This is a genomic window from Micromonospora mangrovicola, from assembly GCF_047200535.1.
In the GTDB taxonomy this organism is placed as follows: domain Bacteria; phylum Actinomycetota; class Actinomycetes; order Mycobacteriales; family Micromonosporaceae; genus Micromonospora.
Map to the genome: position 1 here is coordinate 134083 of NZ_JBJZOG010000004.1, position 18557 is coordinate 152639.

An 18557-nucleotide genomic window follows, 5' to 3' on the forward strand; every position below is an offset into this window, starting at 1 on the left:
CCGTCACCGGATCCACCCCAGGAACCGGCGGTGCAACAGCCCCGCCGGCACCCAGGTCAGATCCTCGGCCGCCCACACCAGGTAGGAGCCCATGTAGAGGGCGAGCGAGACCGGCGCGCCCGCGAACTCGGCCCGCAACTCGCCGCGCCGGGTCGCGCAGGGCCACGGGCCGCCGCAGCCGCCGCAGCTCCAGGTCGGCAGCACCGGGCCGTGCGTCGTCACGCCGGTCCGTCCAGGAAGCGCCGGGTGCCGACGCGGGCGCGCCAGCGGCAGGCCCAGTCCGCCTGATAACAGGGGTACGGGGCCAGCCGCGCCCACCACCACCGGCAGCCGGTGCAGAGCCCGTCGACGCCGGGCAGGTGCGCCGACAGGATCTGCTGGACCTGAAGCTCGGTCACGCCTGTTCCTCCCCCGGCCAGTGGCCGCGTCGGATCGGGATGCGGTGCCGGGCACGGCAGGGCAGCTCCGCGCCGCAGCGGCAGGCCCGACGCCAGAGCCGCCACGACCACACCGGACGGTGCCGGCGAGCCAGGGTCAGCGCGACCGCGAGCACGTAGTCGTCGTACGACACGCGCTTGGGCATCCGGCCTCCCTGCGATCCGGCGCACCCGCTACACCCGGACGGGTTGTCAATCTGTAAGTGACGATTGTACAGGGAAAGACGCGCCTACTTTCAGGCCGTGACGCGACCGCGCTTGTACGGACCCGGCGAGTTGGCCGTGTTGTTCGGCGTGTCGCGTCAGCGGGTCCTACAGATCACTCGCAGGCCCGGCTTCCCCGAGCCCGTCGCCCGACTGATCGGGATGACCGTCTGGGACGCGGACGAGGTGGACGAATGGGCGCGCCACAACCGCCCACCCCGCCCCACGGACGGCGACGAGGAACGCTGAGCGGATGTCTCCTCGACGAGGCGCGACGAGAGAGCGACCGCAGCGCTAGCCGAACCAGGTGATGGCCTGCCCGTGCCCCCAGGTCCAGGCGAGCGGTGTCCCGTCGAGCCCGAGCACGTTGTGGAACGCCCCGGCCGGTGGTTCGGGCAACGCCTCGTACGGCAACACCCTCGGATCCTCGTTCGCGATCCAGTGCCCGGGCAGGGCGCGTACCACCTCGACGAACGCGGCCCGCCCGGGCAGCGGCACCAGATACAGCACCGAGGTGTGGAACACCACGAGGGTCGCGTCGGGCGGGGCCTGCGCGGCCAGCGCCGGCAGGTCCGTCGCCAGGTCACCGCGGACGAGCAGCGGCGGATCGGCGGCGGCAACGGTCGCCGCCGCGCACAGCCGTTCCCGGCGGTGCGTGTGCTCCGGCCAGATCAGGGCGTCCAACCAGGCGTAGTCGTCGGCGTCGGTCACGTCGAGGGGGTTGAGGTCCAGCCCGGCCCGCCACACCACCTCCGGCAGCCGATCCGGCGGGGACGTGCCGGTGAGCGTGCAGTCGAGCACCGGAGCGCCGTCGCCGAGCAGATGGTCGCCGTAGCGGTACGCGTACCGGTCGGGGTAGAGGCAGAGGCCGGCGGACGCGCCGACCTCCAGCAGCGCGAGCGGCTGCGGCAGCGACGCCAGCACCGGCAGGAGTACGGCACACCGCCCGGCCTCGTTGGTCTGGGTCGCCCGGCCCCGGATCTGCGCCTCGATCGCCGGCCAGTTCGCCACGACGTGGTCGTGGAAGGCGGCCGGGTCGTCGACCGGACCGCCGAGCAGCCGTACGACGCCGAACAGCAGGTTCGGTTGCCGCTTGGCCGGCGGGAGCGCGTCGAGCAGGGCGAGCAGGGCGTGGTCGCGGGAGACCGCGCGCGCCAGGCGCTCGTACGCCGGGGACGCGCCCCGCGCCTCGCGGGCGGCGAACCGCGCGTAGACGTCAGCAGTGCTCATGGCCCGAGCATTCCAGCCGGGAGTGGAACAGGATGTCCCCCGCGATGTGAGCCGGGTCGCGTCGCAGCCGCCCGGTGAGCGCGGTGCCCGTCAGAGGATCTTCGTCAGGAAGACGCTGTTGGGGTCCTGCGCGTAACGGCCGAAGGGAGCGCAGGGCACGAACCCTGCCTTCGCATACAGCGACCGTGCCGGCACGAAGAAGTCCATGCTTCCGGTTTCCAGGGAGATCCGGCGGATCCCGCGTCCGCGGGCGTCCCCGAGCAGATGCACAAGGATCCGGGTGGCGATCCCCTGACCGCGCTGTCGCGGGTCCGTGCGCATGCTCTTGAGTTCTTCGTGTCCCGGCTCGACCGCCGCGAGAGCGCCGGTCCCGACCAGCTGTCCGTCCAGGAAGGCGACCCACAGCCGGACCTCCGGGGTCTGGAGTCCGCGCAGGTCCAGGGCGTGGCGACTCTCCACCGGGGCCGTGGGGGCGAGGTCGGCAAGGTGTGCCCGCAGGAACTCGCCCAGGCGGTGGTCGGTGAAGTCGGCACGCTCAATGATCAACTGCATGGCGGCATTCTGTCGCGCCCGTGTTTCAGCTGTGTGGCAGCGACGCCGCGGGCGCGGCAGGGAGAACCTGCCGCGCCCGCGTGAGACGGTCCTACGTCAGCTGCAGCCGCTGGTCGAGCCGCAGCCCTCGCAGACGTAGCAGCTGCCGGCCGGCCGCATCTTCGTACCGCAGGTGAAGCAGAGCGGCGCGTCCGCGGCCTTGCCGATCACGGCCTCCAGCAGCTCGGTGCTGGAGCCGACCGACGGCGCCGGCTTGGCGGCGGCGATGTCCGCCATCTCCTGCGCCGGCTGGGCGACCGGACCGGCCTTCGGCTCGGGCGTCGCGACCGGGGCGGAGGCGGCCATCGCGGTGAGGTCCGCACCGTTCGCCTCCGCCTCCGCCTCGGCCGCCAGCTGGGCCGCCCGCTCCTTGGCGGTGAAGATGCCCAGCTCCGCGCGGCGCTCGTACGGCAGGAAGTCCAGGGCCAGGCGACGGAAGATGTAGTCCATCACCGAGGCCGCCATCCGCACGTCCGGGTCGTCGGTCATGCCGGCCGGCTCGAAGCGCATGTTGGTGAACTTGCTGACGTACGTCTCCAGCGGGACGCCGTACTGGAGACCGATGGAGATGGCCACCGAGAAGGCGTCCATCACGCCGGCCAGGGTCGAGCCCTGCTTCGACATCTTGAGGAAGACCTCGCCGAGGCCGTCATCCGGGTAGGACGAGGCGGTGAGGTAACCCTCGGCGCCGCCGACCGAGAAGGAGATGGTCTGCGACGGGCGCTTCTTCGGCAGCCGCTTGCGCACCGGCCGGTACTCGACGACCTTCTCCACGACCTTCTCGACCTCGGCGGCCGGGGCCTCGGCGGTGGCCTTGTTCTTCTTCGCCGCCGACAGCGGCTGGCCGACCTTGCAGTTGTCCCGGTAGATCGCCAGCGCCTTGAGGCCGAGCTTCCAGCCCTCGAAGTAGATCTTCTCGACGTCCTCGACGGTCGCCTGCTCCGGCATGTTGACCGTCTTGGAGATGGCGCCGGAGATGAACGGCTGAACGGCCGCCATCATCCGCACGTGGCCCATCGGCGCGATGGAGCGCTCGCCCATGGCGCAGTCGAAGACCGGGTAGTGCTCCGGCTTGAGGCCGGGGGCGTCGACCACGTGGCCGTGGTCGGCGATGTGCTCGACGATCGCCTCGACCTGCTCCTCGGGGTAGCCGAGGCTGCGCAGGGCGCGCGGCACGGTCTGGTTGACGATCTGCATCGAGCCGCCGCCGACCAGCTTCTTGAACTTGACCAGGGCCAGGTCCGGCTCGACACCGGTGGTGTCGCAGTCCATCATCAGGCCGATGGTGCCGGTCGGGGCGAGCACGCTGGCCTGCGAGTTCCGCCAGCCGAACTTGTCACCGACCTTGTTGCCCAGCGTCCACTGCTTCGTCGCCTCGCGCTGCACGGCGGTGGCCACGGTGCCGGTCGGCTTGATCGCGTCGTTGGCGGCGGCGTGCTTGCGCATGACCCGCTTGTGCGCCTCGGCGTTGCGGGCGTAGCCGTCGTACGGGCCCACGATGCCGGCCAGCTCGGCCGAGCGGCGGTACGCGGTGCCGGTCATCAGCGCGGTGATCGCCGCGGCGACCTCCCGGCCCTGGTCCGAGTCGTACGGCAGGCCGGAGGCCATCAGCAGGGCGCCCAGGTTGGCGTAGCCGATGCCGAGCTGCCGGTAGGCGCGGGTGGTCTCGCCGATCTTCTCGGTCGGGAAGTCGGCGAAGCAGATCGAGATGTCCATCGCGGTGATGACGAACTCGACGCTCTTGACGAACTTCTCCACCTCGAAGCCGCCGTCGGCGCGGAGGAACTTCATCAGGTTCAGCGAGGCCAGGTTGCACGAGGAGTTGTCCAGGTGCAGGTACTCCGAGCACGGGTTCGACGCGGTGATCCGCCCGGTCTCCGGGCAGGTGTGCCAGTCGTTGATGGTGTCGTCGTACTGCAGGCCGGGGTCGGCGCACTCCCAGGCGGCCTGGGAGATGGTGCGGAACAGCTTCTTGGCGTCGACCGTCTCGATGACCTGCCCGTCGAGCCGGCCGCGCAGACCGAAGGTGCCGTCGTTCTCCACGGCGGTCATGAACTCGTCGGAGACCCGGACGGAGTTGTTGGCGTTCTGGTACTGCACGCTGACGATGTCGGCGCCGCCCAGGTCCATGTCGAAGCCGGCGTCCCGCAGCGCGCGGATCTTGTCCTCCTCGCGCGCCTTGGTGACCACGAACTCCTCGATGTCGGGGTGGTCCACGTCGAGGATGACCATCTTCGCCGCCCGCCGGGTGGCCCCGCCGGACTTGATGGTGCCGGCGCTCGCGTCCGCGCCGCGCATGAAGCTGACCGGGCCGGAGGCGGTGCCGCCGGAGGAGAGCAGCTCCTTGGAGGATCGGATCCGGGACAGGTTGGCGCCGGAGCCGGAGCCGCCCTGGAAGATCAGCCCCTCCTCCTTGTACCAGTCCAGGATGGAGTCCATCGAGTCGTCGACGGCCAGGATGAAGCACGCGCTGACCTGCTGCGGCGACGGCGTGCCCACGTTGAACCAGACCGGCGAGTTGAAGCTGAACACCTGGTGCAGCAGCATCCAGGTCAGCTCGTGCGCGAACACCTCGGCGTCGGCCGGGTTGGCGAAGTAGCCGTACTCCTCACCGGCGGTGCGGTAGGTGTCGACCACCCGGTCGATGAGCTGCCTGAGCGACCACTCCCGCTCCGGGGTCCCCACCGCGCCCCGGAAGTACTTCGTGGTCACGATGTTGGCCGCGTTGACCGACCAGGACTCGGGGAACTCCACCCCGCGCTGCTCGAAGTTGATCGAGCCGTCCCGCCAGTTCGTCATCACGACGTCGCGGCGCTCCCAGCTGACCTCGTCGTAGGGATGCACCCCCTCGGTCGTCCAGACGCGTTCGATCTTCAGCCCGGCCCCGGCCTTGTTCCGTGACTTGCTGGTCGTCACGCCCTCGCCCCCCTCGTCAACGCGGTCACCCACCGCGCATCCTCAACTGTCAGAAATCCGAAAAAACTCAACTGGTCGCGCCGGCGACCTCGGCCGCCTCGGCGCCGGCGCCCTCCCGGGCGCGCGCGGCGGCGCGCAGCGTCTCGATCTCGCGCTCGAAGTCGGCGAGCGAGTCGAAGGATCGGTAGACGCTGGCGAAGCGCAGGTAGGCCACCTCGTCCAGGTCGCGCAGCGGCCCCAGGATGGCCAGCCCGACCTCGTGGCTGGGAAGCTCGGCGGCCCCCTTGGCCCGCACGGTCTCCTCGACCTTCTGCGCCAGCAGCGCGATGGAGTCGTCGTCGACCGGGCGGCCCTGGCACGCCTTGCGCACCCCGCCGATGATCTTCGTACGGCTGAACGGCTCGGTCACCCCGCTGCGCTTGACCACCGCGAGCACCGCCTCCTCGACGGTGGTGAACCGCTTGCCGCACTCCGGGCAGGACCGCCGCCGTCGGATGAGCTGGCCGTCGTCGGCTTCCCGCGAGTCGACCACCCGGGAGTCGGCGTGCCGGCAGTACGGACACCGCATCGCCTTACCTCCTTCATCGACCGCGGGCGCACCGACCGGATCCCGGGCACGCGTCACCGCGACGAAGCCATCACCGATGGCTGACGCCGGGTAGACAGTACGGGAGTGCGTTCGGTAGCTGAACCCAACCTGTAGGCGACTTACGCCCGTGTGACTACTACATCTAGGGGTTGACGGTATGCCGTCGCACTAGCGAGGTCAAGTTGGCCGGCGTGTCCGGCGCGTCATCAGAATCACTCACCCGTCCCACCTCTTCCTGGGTGTCACCGAGGGCCCAACGGGCGGTGGCGCCGGGGGTCACGCGACACGCCGATAGAACATTCGTTCGAGGCCGACGTACCATTTATCAGAACAGGCGTTCGGAAATCCAGGATTTACCCGCGACACGCCGACAACAGGTCGTACAGATGTTTGAAAATGGCCGATCTCACCTATACGGTCAAGAACGACCGGACGCGGCGTTTCGCGGCGGCCCGGTCGGCAGCACCACCTGAGCACGCACCACGAGCCGACGAGGCACCCAGCGCCGACCAGGGAGGACGGACGTGACCGAGGACCGGGCCAGCCGGCAGAAGAACCCGCAGCCGATCGACGGGGCGGGTCCGCCGGCGACCCGTCGACCCCGCACCGCGCGCAGCCGGGCACCCCAGCCCGCCGTACGCCCGGTCACACCGGTGGTCAGCAGCTTCCCCGACCCGACGACGGTCGACCTGACCGCCCGGCAGCGCCGCATCCTCGAGTTCATCCGCACCTGGGTCGAGCGGCACGGCTACCCGCCGAGCGTGCGCGAGATCGGCGAGGCGGTCGGCCTGGTCTCCCCGTCGAGCGTCGCCTACCAGCTCAAGGAGCTGGAGAAGAAGGGCTTCCTGCGGCGCGACCCGAACCGCCCCCGCGCGGTGGACGTCCGCGCCCCAGGCGAGGTCGACGACGAGGCGGCCCGCGCCCAGCGGCCCACCCCCGCGTACGTGCCGATGCTGGGCCGGATCGCCGCCGGTGGCCCGATCCTCGCGGAGCAGGCGGTGGAGGACATCTTCCCGCTCCCCCGCGAGCTGGTCGGCGAGGGCGAGGTCTTCATGCTCCAGGTCAAGGGCGACTCGATGCTCGACGCCGCGATCTGCGACGGCGACTGGGTGGTGGTACGCCAGCAGCCGAACGCCGAGGTCGGCGACATCGTGGCCGCCATGCTCGACGGCGAGGCGACCGTGAAGACCTACCGCCGCCGCGACGGGCACGTCTGGCTGATGCCGCAGAACCCGGCCTTCGACCCCATTCCCGGCGACGACGCCACCATCATGGGTCGCGTGGTCGCCGTGCTGCGCCGGATCTGACACCCGGACGGGTGACCGCCACCGGGCGGTCACCCGTCCGCCACGCGTCAGTACCGGTCGCCCCGGTGCTCCCGGCCACCCGAGACCGGCCCGTACTGGCCCCGGTCGTCGTAGCCGCCGTCGCCCCGCCGGCCACGCGAATCGCCGTAGCCCGGCTCCCGGCGTGGTGGCTCGGCCCGGCCGCCGTAGCCGCCGCCCTGCTGCCCACCGCCGTAGCCGCCCCCACTCTGCGGAGCGCCACCGTAGACGCCGCCGCCCTGCGGCCGGCCACCGCCGCCCCGCGGGCCGCCGCCGTAGACGCCACCACGTCCCGGGCCGTCCTGGGGACGGTCACCACGCCGACCGCCGCCGTCCTGAGGACGACCGCCGCCGTACACGCCGCCGGCGCCCGGGCGGCCGGCGCCGCCGTCCACCGGGGCGCCCCCGTAGACCCCACCGCTGCCGCCGTAGACGCCGCCCGGCGCGCCACCCGCGTCGGGCCGGTTGCTGCCGGACGCCGGGAAGCCGCCGTTCACGGCGACCTCGTCGTCCCGCCCGGCCGGCTCCGCCGGCCGCGGCTTGTTCCGGGACCGCATGATCCCGAAGATGCCGGCGCCGACCATCAGGGCACCGATCACGCCCACCGCGGCGATCAGATACGTGATCTCGTCGAGGGAGAGCCCCTCCAGCCAGGACTTCTCGGCCGACGGCTTCGGCGGGTCCGCGCCCGCGTTCGTCAACGCCTCCGCGCCCGTGGTCGACGGGGTGTAACTGAGGATCTCCACCGGCTCGGTGGCGTCCAGCAGGCCGACGTCGGAGACCGTGACGAAGGTCTTGCCGTCCGCGGTGTACGAGATCGCCTCGCCGAACACGTCGGCGAGCGGCGTCACCTTCGGCGTGCCCTTGGTCAGCGCACCGACGATGTCGCCGTTCGCGACGTCGTACTCGAAGGCGTCGGCGTAGGTGCGCAGGACGACCTTGCTGCCGTCGGGCGAGCGGGCCGCGCCGGTGATCGTCATCCGCCCGGGCGCGCCCAGCTTGTTGTCCGTGTTCGTCTTGGGGACCGTCACCTCGCCGACCTTCTCCATCGGCACCGGCGGGGTGTCACCCGACTTGAGCTCGGCCGTGGGCTTGAAGATCTCCGCCTTGCCCGACGGGTCCTTGGTGATGACCAGCGGCAGGTTGTCGTCCCCGACGAGCAGCGCCTCGGCATCGTGCGGCTTCTGCTCCGGGTACGACAGCCGGTGCAGCACCGGCCGCTTCTTGCCGCTCAGCGGCATGGTCCAGACGGCGACCCGCTCCCGGCGGGTCTTGCTGGTGGCGTTGTCCCCGATGTCGGCGATCCAGAGCGTCTGCTTGTCCGGCCCGAGGGCCAGGTCCTCGGTGTCGTACGGCCCCTGCTCGGTGTAGGAGACCGGCTCCTTCGCGATGGCGCATTTGCTGTTGAGGTAGAAGACCTTCTTGTGGCTGTCGTCTTTGCTGCCGTCGTCGATCACGACGTAACCGGTGCTGGTGGCCACCAGCCCGGACAGCTCGCGCAGCCGTTTGTCTTCGACCGTGCACTTCTTCTTGGGAGCCGCAGCCAGCACGGGGGCCACGGCGGGAGCCGCCGCGGCGAGCCCGGCGGGCGCCACGACCGCGCCGATCAGACTGAGCGCGATGGTGACCGAGGAAACAGCGTGCCGCATGGCGCCAAGTGTCGCACGACGCGGGTTTCGGGCGGGTGACGCCGGACGGCTCAGCCGCCGACGCCGACCCGCTCGTCCGTGGTGAGCCGGTCCCCCGCCCGATACGGCGCCAGCTCCGCGGCCAGCGCCTGACCGACGCGAACGTGCAGCAGGGTGCCCTCGGGCAGGTGCGCGGCGCTCAGCACCTCGCCCTGCCGGTGCACCCGGGCCACCAGGTCGCCCCGGTCGTACGGGAGCACCGCGCGGACCTCGACTGCCGGGCGGGGCAGCCGCTGCTCGACCGCCTCGCGCAGCCCGTCCAGCCCGCGCCCGCTGTGGGCGGAGACGAAGACCGCCTCGGGCCAGAGCCGCTTGAGCCGCAGCAGCGTCTCCTCGTCGGCCGCGTCGGTCTTGTTGACCACCAGCAGCTCGGGCAGCCGGTCGGCGCCCACCTCGGCGAGCACCTCACGGACCGCCCGGACCTGCTCCTCCGGATCCGGGTGGGTGCCGTCGACCACGTGCACCACCAGGTCGGCGTCGGCGACCTCCTCCAGCGTCGAACGGAACGCCTCGACGATCTGGTGTGGCAGGTGCCGGACGAACCCGACCGTGTCGGAGAAGGTGTAGAGCCGCCCGTCGGACGTGGTGGCCCTGCGGGTGGTCGGGTCCAGGGTGGCGAACAGCGCGTTCTCCACCAGCACGCCCGCCCCGGTCAGGCGGTTGAGCAGGCTGGACTTGCCGGCGTTGGTGTAGCCGGCGATGGCCACCGCGGGCACCGCGTTGCGGGAACGGCGGGCGCGCTTGGTCTGGCGTACCGTCGTCATGCTCTTGATCTCGCGGCGCAGCCGCGCGATCCGGTGCCGGATCCGACGCCGGTCGGTCTCGAGCTTGGTCTCACCGGGACCACGCAGACCCACGCCACCGCCGGCGCCGCCACCCCGGCCGCTACCGCCGGTCTGCCGGGAGAGGGTCTCACCCCAACCGCGCAGCCGCGGCAGCAGGTATTCGAGCTGGGCCAGCTCGACCTGCGCCTTACCTTCGCGGCTCTTGGCGTGCTGGGCGAAGATGTCGAGGATCAGCGCGGTCCGGTCGACCACCTTGACCTTGGTGCGTTGCTCCAGGTTGCGCAGCTGCGACGGGGACAGCTCACCGTCGCAGATCACCGTGTCGGCCCCGGTGGAGAGCACCACCGCACCGAGGTCGTCGACCTTGCCGCGACCGACGTACGTGGCCGGGTCCGGCCGGTTGCGCCGCTGGATCAGCCCTTCGAGCACCTGCGAACCAGCCGTCTCGGCCAGCGCCGCCAGCTCGGTGAGGCTGTTCTCGGCGTCCTCCTGGGTCCCCTCGGTCCAGACCCCCACCAGGACGACCCGCTCCAGCCGCAGCTGGCGGTACTCGACCTCGGTGATGTCGGTGAGTTCGGTGGAGAGGCCGGGGACCCGCCGCAGCGCCTGCCGTTCGGACAGCTCGAACTCGCCGGTGGTGGCGTCGAACTCGTCGTCGGTGTGAGGGAGGGAGGTCTCCTGCTCGCGCAAACTGCGTCTCCTGTCCGTTATGCCCTACGCCGGGGGATTTCCAGCGCGTATCAGCAATCCTGACATGTGCCAACGCCCGATGCACCTGCTATATGCCCGTGGCGCTACCCACCGGTAGCGGGGGCGGATGCCGGCGGACCAGGGCAGGCGAGTAGAAATGCCAGTCGAGCCGCTCAGTGCTGACGGAGGAGTTCTCGTGGCCAACACCCGACTGCCGAGTGCCGGATTCTCGATCACGATCCGGATCGCGGTCCCCGCGGACGCCTCCTCCATCGGCCGGCTGACCACCGCGGCGGGCGAGGCGGGCGCCATCGTCACGGCGCTCGACGTGGTCGACTCCGACCCGGCCCACGTGATCGTCGACCTCACCTGCGACACCGCCGACGCGAACCACGCCGACCAGGTGGTCGACGCGCTGACCGCACTCGACGGGGTGGACGTCCGCAAGGTGTCCGACCGGACGTTCCTGCTGCACCTGGGTGGCAAGATCGAGGTCAGCTCGAAGGTCGCGCTGCGCACCCGGGACGAGCTGTCCCGCGCGTACACCCCGGGGGTGGCCCGGGTCTGCCAGGCGATCGCCGAGAACCCGGCCGACGCCCGCCGGCTCACCATCAAGCGGAACACCGTCGCCGTGGTCAGCGACGGCTCCGCCGTGCTCGGCCTGGGCAATCTCGGGCCGGCCGCCTCGCTGCCGGTGATGGAGGGCAAGGCGGCGCTGTTCAAGCGCTTCGGCGGGGTGGACGCCTGGCCGGTGGTGCTGGACACCCAGGACACCGACGAGATCGTCTCGATCGTGAAGGCGATCGCGCCCGCGTACGGCGGGATCAACCTGGAGGACATCGCCGCGCCGCGCTGCTTCGAGATCGAGGCCCGGCTGCGCGAGGCGCTGGACATCCCGGTCTTCCACGACGACCAGCACGGCACCGCGATCTGCGTGCTGGCCGCGCTGACCAACGCGCTGCGCGTCGTGGGCAAGCAGCTCGCGGACGTCCGGGTGGTCGTCTCCGGCGCGGGCGCGGCCGGCACGGCGATCATGAAGCTGCTGCTCCGGCAGGGTGTGGGCGACATCATCGCATGCGACCGGCAGGGCGCCCTGCACCGCGGACTCACCGGCCTCAACCCGGCCTGGCAGTGGCTGGCGGAGCACACCAACCGGGACAACTACGCCGGCGACCTGCGCGGGGCGGTCCGCGACGCGGACGTCTTCATCGGGGTGAGCGCGCCGAACCTGCTCACCGGCGACGACATCGCCACCATGGCCAAGGACGCGATCGTGTTCGCGCTGGCCAACCCGGATCCGGAGGTCGACCCGCGAGAGGCGCGCAAGCACGCCGCGGTGGTCGCCACCGGGCGCTCGGACCAGCCGAACCAGATCAACAACGTACTGGCCTTCCCGGGCGTCTTCCGCGGCATGCTCGACGCGCACGCCGAGGAGTTCACCGAGGAGATGGCCATCGCCGCGGCCCGGGCCATCGCGGACGTGGTCGGCGAGGACAAGATCAACCCGACGGTGATCGTGCCGAGCGTCTTCGACTCGCGGGTCGCCCCGGCGGTCGCGGCGGCGGTCCGCGCCGCCGCGCAGAACCCCAGCGCGACGCCCCCGCCGGCCGCCGACCCCGGCCCGGCCGACCTTCCGGAGATCGCCGCCAACGCCAGCGCCACCCCCTGACCTGCGGCCATCCACGGGCCGCGGAGCATGCTTCCGCACCCGTCCCGGCCCACCCCGCCGCCCGCACCACGGGTCACGCCCACAGGTTCTGGCGGTCAGGGCCGCCCGGCACCCGGCTCACCGGCGAGGAGCGCGGGGACTGCGGTGCCCGCCTGCACCCGTGCCCGCCTGCACCCGTGCCCGCGTGCGCCCGTGTCCGCATGTGCCCGCCTGCGCCCGGTGCCGGCGTGCGCCCGCCCGCGCCTGGTGCCCGCCCGCGCCGGCGGGTCGCAGTCACCCGGACCTTGCCCCGAGAGCGATATGCCTCAGCGGCATGAATATGACTCTGAGGCATATCGCTGAACAATCTTCTGCCTCCCGCTCGGAGCCGCGGCTGTCGCCGCCGGTCGCGGACGACGGCCGCGAGCGAGAGGCCGCGAGCGGGGCAGGCGGCAGGCGGCGGCGAAGGACAGCCGGCGGGCGGCAGGGGCGGCGTCCGTCAGGGGTGCAGAGCGGCCAGGATGACCTGGCCGGTGGCGACCAGGACCGCCGGTCCGGAGAGCCAGCAGGAGTCGTCGGTCACGGTCACCGTGAGGCGGCCACCGGGGACGTCCACGGTCACCGTGCCGGTGTCCCGGCCGGCGTCGCGCAGCGCGACCGCGGCGACCGCGCAGGTGCCGGTGCCGCAGGACAGCGTCTCGGCGGAGCCGCGCTCGTAGACCCGCATCAGCACGTGCCCGTCGGTGCCGTCCACCGGCTCGCCGGGGGTGGTGAACTCGACGTTCACCCCAGACGGGAAGACCGCCGGGTCGACGTCGGGGGCCCGGGTGAGGTCGAGGCCGGGCAGCGCCAGTCCGGCGGGCACGGCGCAGACCAGGTGCGGATTGCCGACGTCCACCGCCGCGCCGGCCAGGGTCAGCTCGCCCAGGGTCGCGGTGGCCGTGCCGTACAGCTGGGGACGCCGCATCTCGACGGCGACGTCCGCACCCTCGACCCGCGCGCGCACGACTCCGGCCCGGGTGGCCACCGGCAGCGCGGCGTCCCCCAGGGTGACCAGCCCGGTCTCCAGCAGGTAGCGGACGAAGACCCGGGCCCCGTTGCCGCACATCTCCGCGAACGAGCCGTCGGAGTTCCAGTAGTCCATGAACCACTCGGCCTCACCGGCCAGCGCGGCGCCCTCCGGGTGCTTGGCGGCCCGCACCACGCGCAGCACGCCGTCCCCGCCGATCCCGCGCCGCCGGTCGCAGAGCGCGGCGACCAGCCCGGGCGTCAGGTCGAGCGCGCCGTCCGGATCGGGCAGGATCACGAAGTCGTTGCCGGTGCCATGGCCCTTGGTGAACTCCACGCCCCCATCATTGCCGATGCTCGGCGACCACCCGCAGCGCAGTGTCGACAAAAGAAGCCGAGGCCGGGTTCAGCCACTGGATCCGCGGGTCGCGGCGGAACCAGGAGCGCTGCCGGCGGACGAACCGGCGGGTGGCCCGGATCGTCTCGTCGTGCGCCTCGGTCTCGGTCAGCTCCCCGGCCAGGAAGCGCAGCACCTGCTGGTAGCCGAGCGCCCGGCTGGCGGTACGCCCCTCGGGCAGGCCGTGCCCGACCAGGGTCCGCACCTCGGCGACCAGGCCGTCCGCCCACATCCGGTCGACCCGCAGCGCGATCCGCTCGTCCAGCAGCGCCGTGGCCAGATCCACCCCGAGCTGCACCGACGGGTAGTAAGGCGTCGGCTCGGGCAGCGCGGCGGTGAACGGCGCCCCGGTGAGCTCGATCACCTCCAGGGCCCGGACGATCCGCCGGCCGTTGCTCGGCAGGATGCCGGCCGCCGCCACCGGATCGGCCGCCTTCAGCCGGTCGTACAGCGGGGCCGGGCCGGCCGCGGCCAGCTCCGCCTCCAGCCGCTCACGCACCGCCGGGTCGGTGCCGGGAAACTCGAACTGCTCCAGCACCGCCCGCACGTAGAGGCCGGAGCCGCCGACCAGCAACGGCACCTTCCCCCGAGCCAGGATGCCGTCGACCGCCGCGCGGGCCAGCTTCTGGTACTCCGCGACGCTGGCCGGCTCGGTGACCTCCCAGATGTCGAGCAGGTGATGCGGCACACCCTCCCGCTCGGCGGGGGTCAGCTTCGCGGTGCCGATGTCCATGCCCCGGTAGAGCTGCATCGAGTCCGCGTTGACCACCTCGCCGTCGAGGACGTGCGCGAGGGCGATGCTCAGCGCCGACTTCCCGGCCGCGGTCGGCCCGACCACGGCCACCACGGTGCCGGTCATGCCCGCTCCCAGTTCGCCACGAAGTAGGCAACGCCGTAGGGAGCCTGGTAGTAGCCGAGGTCGCCCCGCCAGTCGCCGCCCGCCGCGCGGACCGCGCCGGCCAACACCTGCCAGGGCGCCCGCCCGGCGACCTTCAGCTCCGCCGACAGCCCCGGGTCCAGGCCGAGCAGGACCTCCGTGTCCACGTCGGCCAGGGCCCGGGCCACCCCGTCGTCGTACGCCTCGGCGCGCGGGTCGTCGTAGCCGGGAGCCTTGATCCCCCGGCACGCCGACCCGTCCCCCATGACCAGCAGCGCCCACGGCTGGTCCGCGGACCCCATCCGGGCCCCGCCGGTGGCGCAGTCCTCGGCCGGCTCGTCGGACGCGACGGACACCATCCGCCAGCTGACCGGGCGCGTCTCGTCCGGGTACACGCGGCTCAGCAGCCAGGCCCCGACGAGCAGGCTCAGCGGTAGCCCGTCCGTGCCGACGCCGCCGTCCGGACGCCGGCCCAGGCTGACCCTCCAGGGCACTCCCCACGGCGCGAAAGTGCCTCGGTACGGAGCGTCGAGATCGGTCGTGCGGTCGCCACTTCCCACCACCACGACCGTGCGCGCGCCGGAGGCGTAGAGCCGGGCGACGGCGGCGTCGCAGGCGGCGCGGAGGTGGTCCAGCTCACCGGCGGCGACGCCGGCGGCCTCGGGCACTAGCAGGGGAGGGTGGGGACAGACGGCGGCGGCGACCAGTGGCACGGGTCCAACCTATCCGTATCCCCCGGTGCGTCCCCGCGCCGATCCGGTCATCGAGGCGCTACGACACCGTATGGTCACGGTCGACGACAGGCGCTCGACACGGACGGGGGCGGACCTGTGACAATGCCGGGAGTAACTTTGCTGCGCCGTGGCGGCGATCGAGGGGGCAGTCCCGTCGACGCCGGGAGAACGAGGATGGGCACATGAGCGACTGGACTGCCTTCGGACGGGTGGACGCGGACGGCACCGTCTACGTCAAGACCGCCGAGGGCGAGCGGGTGGTCGGATCCTGGCAGGCGGGGGCCCCGGAGGAAGGGCTGGCCCATTTCGCCCGACGCTTCGCCGACCTGGTGACGGAGGTGGACCTGACCGAGGCCCGGCTCAACTCGGGCGCGGCGGACGCCGGCCACTCGCTGGCCACCGTCCGGCGGATCCGCGCCTCGCTGGCCGAGGCACACGTGGTCGGCGACATCGACGCGCTGGCCGCCCGCCTCGACAAGCTGGCCACGGTGGCCGAGGAGAAGGCCGGCGAGGCCAAGGCGGCCCGGGAGGCCGCCCGAGGCGAGGCCCTGGCCCGCAAGACCGCCCTGGTGGAGGAGGCGGAGAAGCTGGCCGCCGAGTCGACCGGCTGGAAGACCGCCGGGGACCGGCTCAAGGAGATCCTCGACGAGTGGAAGACCATCCGCGGGGTCGACAAGAAGACCGACGGTGAGCTGTGGAAGCGGTTCGCCGCGGCGCGCGACTCGTTCACCCGCCGCCGGGGCGCCCACTTCGCCTCCCTTGACCAGCAGCGCAAGCAGGCGCAGGCGGTCAAGGAGGAGCTGGTCGCCGAGGCCGAGAAGCTGAAGGACTCCTCGGACTGGGCGGTCACCGCTGGCCAGCTCAAGGACCTGATGGCCCAGTGGAAGGCTGCCCCACGGGCGTCCAAGGAGGCCGAGCAGAAGCTCTGGGAGCGGTTCCGCGCGGCGCAGGACAACTTCTTCACCCGGCGCAGCGAGGTCTTCTCCGCCCGGGACAACGAGCAGCGGGCCAACCTGGAGCGCAAGCAGGCCCTGCTCGCCGAGGCCGAGGCGCTCGACGTCGACGCCGACCCGAAGGGCGCCCAGGCGAAGCTGCGGGAGATCCAGGCACAGTGGCACGAGGCCGGCCGGGTGCCCCGCGACGCGGCCGCCGGGCTGGAGCGCCGGCTGCGCGCCGTGGACGACAAGGTCCGCGAGGTCATGGACTCGGCGTGGCGACGGACCAGCAAGGAAGACAGCCCGCTGCTCGCGCAGATGCGGGCGCAGGTCGCCGAGGCCGAGGAGCGGCTGGCCCGCGCCCAGGCCGCCGGGGACGCCCGCCGGATCAAGGAGGCCGAGCAGGCGCTCGCCTCGAAGCGGCAGTTCCTCCAGCTGGCCGAGCAGACCAGCTGACCTGACCCACCCTCGGCAGCCCCCGGTCCCGTGCGGGACCGGGGGCTGCCGCGTGTTGACGCATCGAGGCGAGCTGATCAGAATAGGCGGCGGAGCCAGGTTCCGACACCGGCACGAGGGCACCGACGGCTGATCCCGCCGTCGGAGATCGCCGGTGCTCCCCCGCGAGTGGCCGTCCACGTGACCGGCCCGGCGCGCACCGTCCGCGTACGCGATGACGAGCGGGCCGTCTCTCCTGGTCTCACCGCCCGCGGCGCCTTTGCGGCACGGGCATCCGAAGTGGAGCACCCATGCACCGACCCTCCGCCCTCGGCGGCGCGCTCGCCGCGCTCGCCACCGCCGCGGCCGGCGTCCTCGTCGCCGCCGCCGTCAGCACCACCCCGGCCGCCGCCGCCACCGGCGGGACCGGCACCGGCTACCTGCACACCAGCGGCAACAAGATCGTCGACAGCACGGGGGCCACCGTCCGGCTCACCGGCATCAACTGGTTCGGCATGGAGACCGACAACAGGACCTTCCACGGTCTGTGGTCGAGCAACCCGTGGCGCAGCCAGCTCGACACCATGGCCCGACTGGGCTACAACACCTTGCGCATCCCGTACTCGAACGACGCGCTGAAGCCGGGCGCGACGGCCACCGGGATCAACGACTACGTCAACCCGGACCTGGTCGGGCTCTCGCCGTTGCAGATCCTCGACAGGGTCATCGACTACACCGGCAGCAAGGGGATGCGGGTCATCCTGGACCGGCACCGGCCCACCTCGGCCGGGCAGTCGCCGCTCTGGTACACGTCGGGCGTCTCGGAGGCGACCTGGATCGCGGACTGGAAGACGCTCGCCCAGCGGTACGCGAACAACCCCACGGTGATCGGAGCGGACCTGCACAACGAGCCGCACGCCGAGGGCACCAACCCGGCGGCCACCGGCGCCTGCTGGGGCTGCGGCGACACCGCCCGGGACTGGCGGCTGGCCGCCGAGCGGGCCGGCAACGCGATCCTCGGGGTGCAGCCGAACTGGCTGATCTTCGTGGAGGGGGTGAGCTGCCCCAGCGGCGGCCTGTCGAACGTCTGGGACGGCGACCCCAGCAACGACGAGGATTGCGGCTGGTGGGGCGGCAACCTCTCCAGGGCCGGCCAGTTCCCGGTCCGGCTGAACGTGGCCAACCGGCTGGTCTACTCGCCGCACGAGTACGCCACCTCGGTCTACCACCAGGCCTGGTTCGACGACCCGACCTACCCGGCGAACATGCCGGGGATCTGGGACAAGTACTGGGGCTACCTCTACAAGCAGAACATCGCGCCGATCATGATGGGCGAGTTCGGCACCACGCTCCAGGACCCGAAGGACAAGGTCTGGCTGCAGAACCTGATGGCGTACACCGGGACCGGGGTGACCGGGATGTCCTTCACCTACTGGTCGTGGAACCCGAACTCGGGTGACACCGGCGGCATCGCCAACGACGACTGGACCACCATCAACCAGGCCAAGCAGGACATCCTCCAGCCGTACCTGATCCCACCGGTGGGCGGCGGCGGCAACCCGACGCCGACCCCGACCGTGACCTCCTCGCCGTCGCCGTCGCCGACCTCGCCGTCGCCGTCGCCGACCACACCGGCCCCGAGCGGGGGCTGCACGGCGACCTACAAGCAGGTCAACGCGTGGCAGGGCGGCTTCCAGGGTGAGCTGACGGTGAAGAACACCGGCACCGGCACGGTGAACCCGTGGTCGGTCACCTGGGCCTGGCCGTCCGGGGTGACGCTGGCCAGCGGCTGGAACGCCACCGTGAGGCAGTCCGGCACCACGGTCACCGCCGCCGCCCCCGACTGGGCGAAGTCGCTCGCGGCGGGAGCGTCGGTGACGATCGGCTTCACCGCCAACGGCGCGGCGTCCGCGCCCGGCTCGGTGCAGCTGAACGGCACCGCCTGCTGATCGTCGGGCAGCGGCCAGACCGGTGGCAGCGTGCAGAGCATCCCGTACTCGTACACCCTCGACAGCGCGAGCAGCGTCAAGTCGATCGTGACGGGCGGGGGGGGGGGGGGGGGGGGGAA

Annotated in this window: 17 protein-coding genes; 5 read left to right on the forward strand and 12 right to left on the reverse strand. The window is 72.1% G+C overall.

Going from position 1 to position 18557, the window contains the following annotated elements:
* Window positions 1–3: 3 nt before the first annotated feature.
* Genes ACL02O_RS03125 through ACL02O_RS03135 form a run of 3 tightly spaced genes read right to left on the reverse strand, consistent with a single transcriptional unit; the run spans window position 4 to window position 583 of the window.
* Window positions 4–222, reverse strand: a complete 219-nt coding sequence (locus tag ACL02O_RS03125; RefSeq protein WP_412816386.1) for a hypothetical protein — start codon at window positions 220–222, stop codon at window positions 4–6.
* A complete protein-coding gene (locus ACL02O_RS03130; protein WP_412816387.1) occupies window positions 219–398 on the reverse strand; it encodes a hypothetical protein in 180 nt (59 codons plus the stop codon). Before ACL02O_RS03130 ends, ACL02O_RS03125 begins: the two co-directional genes overlap by 4 nt.
* On the reverse strand, window positions 395–583 hold the full coding sequence (locus ACL02O_RS03135; protein WP_412816388.1) for a hypothetical protein: 189 nt from the start codon (window positions 581–583) through the stop codon (window positions 395–397). The genes ACL02O_RS03130 and ACL02O_RS03135 overlap by 4 nt, the downstream gene beginning before the upstream one ends.
* A 97-nt stretch (window positions 584–680) precedes the next feature.
* On the opposite strand from ACL02O_RS03135, the gene ACL02O_RS03140 reads away from it, so the two are divergent.
* Window positions 681–890, forward strand: coding sequence for a helix-turn-helix transcriptional regulator (locus tag ACL02O_RS03140; RefSeq protein ID WP_412816389.1), 210 nt, complete (start codon window positions 681–683; stop codon window positions 888–890).
* Window positions 891–935: 45 nt separating this feature from the next.
* Here ACL02O_RS03140 and ACL02O_RS03145 read toward each other — a convergent pair whose 3' ends face one another.
* From ACL02O_RS03145 to nrdR, 4 genes are all read right to left on the reverse strand, one after another.
* Window positions 936–1871: a DUF2332 domain-containing protein gene (locus tag ACL02O_RS03145; RefSeq protein ID WP_412816390.1), complete on the reverse strand. Its 936-nt coding sequence runs from the start codon at window positions 1869–1871 to the stop codon at window positions 936–938.
* 90 nt (window positions 1872–1961) lie between these two features.
* Window positions 1962–2423, reverse strand: a complete 462-nt coding sequence (locus ACL02O_RS03150) for a GNAT family N-acetyltransferase (RefSeq protein ID WP_412816391.1) — start codon at window positions 2421–2423, stop codon at window positions 1962–1964.
* A gap of 96 nt (window positions 2424–2519) precedes the next feature.
* Window positions 2520–5411, reverse strand: a complete 2892-nt coding sequence (locus ACL02O_RS03155; RefSeq protein ID WP_412816392.1) for a vitamin B12-dependent ribonucleotide reductase — start codon at window positions 5409–5411, stop codon at window positions 2520–2522.
* A gap of 34 nt (window positions 5412–5445) precedes the next feature.
* On the reverse strand, window positions 5446–5946 hold the full coding sequence (gene nrdR / locus ACL02O_RS03160; RefSeq protein WP_412816393.1) for a transcriptional regulator NrdR: 501 nt from the start codon (window positions 5944–5946) through the stop codon (window positions 5446–5448).
* A gap of 545 nt (window positions 5947–6491) precedes the next feature.
* On the opposite strand from nrdR, the gene lexA reads away from it, so the two are divergent.
* Window positions 6492–7274: a transcriptional repressor LexA gene (gene lexA / locus ACL02O_RS03165; RefSeq protein WP_412816394.1), complete on the forward strand. Its 783-nt coding sequence runs from the start codon at window positions 6492–6494 to the stop codon at window positions 7272–7274.
* A 47-nt stretch (window positions 7275–7321) separates the two neighbouring features.
* Here the strand turns inward: lexA and ACL02O_RS03170 are convergent, their stop codons facing one another.
* Both ACL02O_RS03170 and hflX read right to left on the reverse strand, forming a co-directional pair.
* Entirely contained in the window at window positions 7322–8941 is a 1620-nt protein-coding gene (locus tag ACL02O_RS03170) for a hypothetical protein (RefSeq protein WP_412816395.1), read from the reverse strand.
* Window positions 8942–8991: 50 nt separating this feature from the next.
* Entirely contained in the window at window positions 8992–10455 is a 1464-nt protein-coding gene (gene hflX, locus ACL02O_RS03175) for a GTPase HflX (protein ID WP_412816396.1), read from the reverse strand.
* 196 nt (window positions 10456–10651) lie between these two features.
* On the opposite strand from hflX, the gene ACL02O_RS03180 reads away from it, so the two are divergent.
* Complete coding sequence (locus ACL02O_RS03180) at window positions 10652–12124, forward strand: NAD-dependent malic enzyme (RefSeq protein ID WP_412816397.1); 1473 nt, start codon at window positions 10652–10654, stop codon at window positions 12122–12124.
* Between the two features lie 478 nt (window positions 12125–12602).
* Here ACL02O_RS03180 and dapF read toward each other — a convergent pair whose 3' ends face one another.
* Genes dapF through ACL02O_RS03195 form a run of 3 tightly spaced genes read right to left on the reverse strand, consistent with a single transcriptional unit; the run spans window position 12603 to window position 15098 of the window.
* On the reverse strand, window positions 12603–13448 hold the full coding sequence (gene dapF, locus ACL02O_RS03185) for a diaminopimelate epimerase (protein ID WP_412816398.1): 846 nt from the start codon (window positions 13446–13448) through the stop codon (window positions 12603–12605).
* Window positions 13449–13455: 7 nt separating this feature from the next.
* Window positions 13456–14367, reverse strand: a complete 912-nt coding sequence (gene miaA / locus ACL02O_RS03190; protein WP_412816399.1) for a tRNA (adenosine(37)-N6)-dimethylallyltransferase MiaA — start codon at window positions 14365–14367, stop codon at window positions 13456–13458.
* The gene (locus ACL02O_RS03195; RefSeq protein WP_412816400.1) at window positions 14364–15098 is read right to left on the reverse strand and encodes a class III extradiol dioxygenase subunit B-like domain-containing protein; all 735 of its coding nucleotides are present in this window, start codon (window positions 15096–15098) and stop codon (window positions 14364–14366) included. Before ACL02O_RS03195 ends, miaA begins: the two co-directional genes overlap by 4 nt.
* A 203-nt stretch (window positions 15099–15301) precedes the next feature.
* Here ACL02O_RS03195 and ACL02O_RS03200 point away from each other — a divergent pair, with 203 nt between their 5' ends.
* Together ACL02O_RS03200 and ACL02O_RS03205 are read left to right on the forward strand one after the other, a co-directional pair.
* Window positions 15302–16510 (forward strand): DUF349 domain-containing protein, encoded by a 1209-nt coding sequence (locus ACL02O_RS03200; RefSeq protein ID WP_412816401.1) that lies wholly within the window; start codon window positions 15302–15304, stop codon window positions 16508–16510.
* 290 nt (window positions 16511–16800) lie between these two features.
* Complete coding sequence (locus ACL02O_RS03205; protein ID WP_412816402.1) at window positions 16801–18438, forward strand: cellulase family glycosylhydrolase; 1638 nt, start codon at window positions 16801–16803, stop codon at window positions 18436–18438.
* The last annotated feature ends 119 nt before the right edge of the window (window positions 18439–18557 follow it).